The sequence below is a fragment of the uncultured Boseongicola sp. genome, from assembly GCF_937988555.1.
In the GTDB taxonomy this organism is placed as follows: domain Bacteria; phylum Pseudomonadota; class Alphaproteobacteria; order Rhodobacterales; family Rhodobacteraceae; genus Boseongicola.
On record NZ_CALJXO010000270.1, the window covers coordinates 1 to 3,471 of the forward strand.

A 3,471-nucleotide genomic window follows, 5' to 3' on the forward strand; every position below is an offset into this window, starting at 1 on the left:
AGCCATAATGAAGAGCACCGTGTTCGTCCTTGATTTGAGTGTTCGGTATCATGTCTTTGCTTCCAGTCGAGTGTTAGTGATGAATTCCGGCAACTGGCCTGATCGGGACGCGACGAGATCTATAATTCCCGCAACAGTATCGAGTGTCAGGCAGCCCACCTTGGGGGTCACTTCGGGTAGGTTCGCAAGTACGTCCGTGTCGATGGTATCGTGCATTTAAGCTATCGCCCTCACACGATTGTGCCAAGCCACGTGACGAGTGGCCTTGGCCCAGGCGTCCGCGCGGGCAGGCCCCAGCGCCTCGAAGTGCGTTGCCATTAGCCGGCTGGCGCGGACCACTAAGCGGCTGGATTGTGATGGGTCGCGCAGACAAATTGACAAGGTCCATCCGATGTTCAAAAGCGCATCGGCGTTATGTCCGAGCCTTTTATTCCCTAAATCGCCCTGGCGCCGAAAGTTCACATAGCGCACTCTTGTTCGTTATAGCATGCCCGATTGCGCGTCTGGCAAGCTTGTTTTTTTGAAGGTGGACAATTCTTTCTATTAGCAGGTTATGATAGCCTCAAAATTCGGCTCATTCAGGCATAGAAAGGCCGGTATGGAACAACAGAAAAAGACTAAGCCATTGGTCGCGGAAGTTGCTCAGGCAAGATCGGCAGCGCGTTCTGGCTTGATGACTGCACTGCCAGACGTTGGTGATGACCACTTGGCGGTCGGTCTCAACCCGCGCGATTACGTAAGCTCACTTGCGCGCGGGCTAGAGGTTCTGCGGGCGTTCAACCGCACCGGGCGCAAAATGACCCTGTCCCAAGTCGCCAGCGAGACCGGAAATACCCGTGCAGGCGCACGCCGCATCCTGCTGACGCTTGTTCACGAAGGGTACGCGGTCGCCGACGGCAAACTTTTTGACCTGACACCTCAGGTCCTTGAGCTGGGCTATTCCGTACTTTCGTCAAAGGGTGTCTGGGATATCGCGCGACCGTTTATTGATCATCTGTCCGAAGACGTGCGTGAATCGGTGTCAGCTGCCGTTCTCGACAAATTCGACGTCGTGTATGTGAGTGGTGCGCAATATCACCGCGTCATCAGCGTCGGCATTTCGGTTGGCGCGCGTTATCCTGCGCATTGCACCGCCAACGGGCGGGTTTTATTGGCATCACAACCGATAGAGACTTGGCCAGAGATGTTGCGCAAAATCGAGCTGACGAAGAAGACGGAGAAGACGGTCACCGGCAAGGGTAAGTTCAGAAAGGTCCTCGAGCAAGTGCGCGAGCAAGGATGGTCGCTTGTGGACCAGGAGCTTGAAACTGGCCTGATGTCGATCGCCGTCCCTGTGCGGACCAGTTCCGGTTCTCTGTTTGGAGCGATAAACGTCGGTGTTCCCACGCTTCGCATGACCCCCAAAGAAATGGTCGAAATCGTCCTCCCGAAGCTTCAGGCTACGGTTCACAGTATCTCCGAAGCTATCAAGCACTGATCACGCAGCGAAGCGGGCCGGGCTAAACGACGACGCTTCTGCGGCAAGCCCGGCCCCTTGAACGCAATCGACTGCCAAACCCGCCACCAATGGCCCTAGCGTATAGCCGGCATCGCCAGGAACAGCCATTACAACGCGCGCGTGGCCGGGCAGGGGGCCGATGATAGATGCGCCGTCGACGGTCGTGTTCATGCCCGCCCATGTGCGGATGACGCGTATCCCCGAAATGGATGGCACAAGCTGGGCCGCCAGCGCGACGTTCCCCAGGATCGACGCATGATCAACTGCGGGGATCTCGTAGCGGCCCCGATCACGCGCCGCCCAACCGCCGCCAATGACGATCTGACCCGTGGCGAACTGCTTTAGGGTAATTGAGCGTTCGGCATGCTGAACCAGATGATTGATCTGGGTCTCGCAGGCTTCGGTGATGTTCATATGCAAGGGTTCGGCGCGCGACGGAATAGTCACGCCCAGATCATGTGTCAGCGCACCCGCGCCCCAGGCGGCGGCAACAACCATGCGGTCAGCCCGGTATCTGCCCTGCAGCCCGATCGCCTCGACGCTATCGGGCAGGCTTTCGAGGCGGAGTATCTGATCCGTGCGATGCTCGATCCCAAGAGTCTCTGCCGCCGCCCTCAGTCGCTTATTTGCTGCCAAAGGGTTCAATTTCCCTTCGTCCCGGCAAAGTTCTGCACCTATAATTTGCGGACCCAGCCAAGGCGCGATCCGGTCCAGAGCAGATCGGTCCAGCAACTCGACCGAGACGCCGTGGCGCGCTTCGCACTCCATTTTTTTTTCCAGGAACGCCATTTGTCCTTCGTCTTCGGCAAGCATCAGCCCGCCTTTGCGCACAAGCTCAAACGATCCGTATTTTTGATCTAGCAGACCCCACTCCTGCACCGCCGCGACATAGAACGGCAGCGACGCCTCAATGTTGCGTACTTGGTCGGGATAGAGCCGCATGAACCGACTTTGCATTTGGACATGAAGACTACCAGCGTTCGCAGTAGAGCCTGAGTTCTGGGCCGCGTCCACTATGACCACCCGCGCGCCCGTTTCTGCCAGTTTTATTGCTGTAACCTGGCCCACGATCCCGCCCCCGATGACAAGGACATCATGCACTCTCGTTCAGCGCCTCTTGCGCGGCGAGTATTGATGCAATGCTAACCGGTTTGATAGGGACGCGGGGCGCGAAATGGCTTCGGTCGTCAACCGGTTGATCCGTTGCGGCCGCAACCAGTCGGGTGGATATGGGTCCACAGTATCGACCCTGACATCGCCCCATGCCTACTCTGGTTGCACGCTTAAGCGTGCCGACGTGGCCGGTTGCGGCCGAAAGGCCTTCGGTGATCTGGCCAAGAGTTATCTCTTCGCAACGACATATTATGGTTTCGGACGGCATGTTGGAAAGCGAGTATGGGGCCACGTCATACATCTGCCACAGGGCTTTTTGGAATAGTCTATGCCGTTTGAGCGAACGCTTTTGGGCGAACAGATCATAGGCGTCGCCGCACCCAAGTTGTGCAGCCGCGGTTTTTCCGGCGATCTCACCCTCGAGACGGGCGGCGGGCGCCCCGCCCAGACCAGTGCAGTCGCCGACGGCGTAAAGGCAGGGAATGCTTGTCTGCATGCCTTCATCCCGTGAACACCGCAGATGGCCGAAGGTTTTGTCATAGGCCATGTCGGCGCCAAGGAGGCGAAGAATTTCGTTTTGCGGCTCAAAACCGATATTCATGCAGATTGCGTCTACGATGGAGGAGGTCTCGTTGCCCCTCTGATCTCTGAGGACCATGCGCAGCGCTCCGTCTGCTTCCTCAATCCGGTGCAGGCGGGTATTATACGCCATCGGAATTCCATGTCTGCGCAATCCTTGCAACATTCCCAGACCCTTACGCACAAGGCCGGGATCAAGAAGTGTCGCACGCAGACCAGCCAAAGGATGATGCCATGGCGCTGCTGCCGCTTCGGCCACGACAGATACCTCTGCGCCGCCA

The 3,471-nt window shown here is 57.7% G+C and carries 4 protein-coding genes; 1 reads left to right on the forward strand and 3 read right to left on the reverse strand.

Features of this window, described 5'->3' with window-relative positions:
• Positions 1-48: 48 nt before the first annotated feature.
• Positions 49-216, reverse strand: coding sequence for a hypothetical protein (locus Q1B15_RS16345; protein ID WP_299755639.1), 168 nt, complete (start codon positions 214-216; stop codon positions 49-51).
• 382 nt (positions 217-598) lie between these two features.
• Here Q1B15_RS16345 and Q1B15_RS16350 point away from each other — a divergent pair, with 382 nt between their 5' ends.
• On the forward strand, positions 599-1,477 hold the full coding sequence (locus tag Q1B15_RS16350) for an IclR family transcriptional regulator C-terminal domain-containing protein (RefSeq protein WP_299755642.1): 879 nt from the start codon (positions 599-601) through the stop codon (positions 1,475-1,477).
• Here Q1B15_RS16350 and Q1B15_RS16355 read toward each other — a convergent pair whose 3' ends face one another.
• Positions 1,478-2,599: an FAD-binding oxidoreductase gene (locus Q1B15_RS16355; RefSeq protein WP_299755645.1), complete on the reverse strand. Its 1,122-nt coding sequence runs from the start codon at positions 2,597-2,599 to the stop codon at positions 1,478-1,480.
• Positions 2,592-3,471: FAD-dependent oxidoreductase (locus tag Q1B15_RS16360; RefSeq protein ID WP_299755647.1), on the reverse strand; the 880-nt coding region annotated here is incomplete at its 5' end. The genes Q1B15_RS16360 and Q1B15_RS16355, both read right to left, overlap by 8 nt.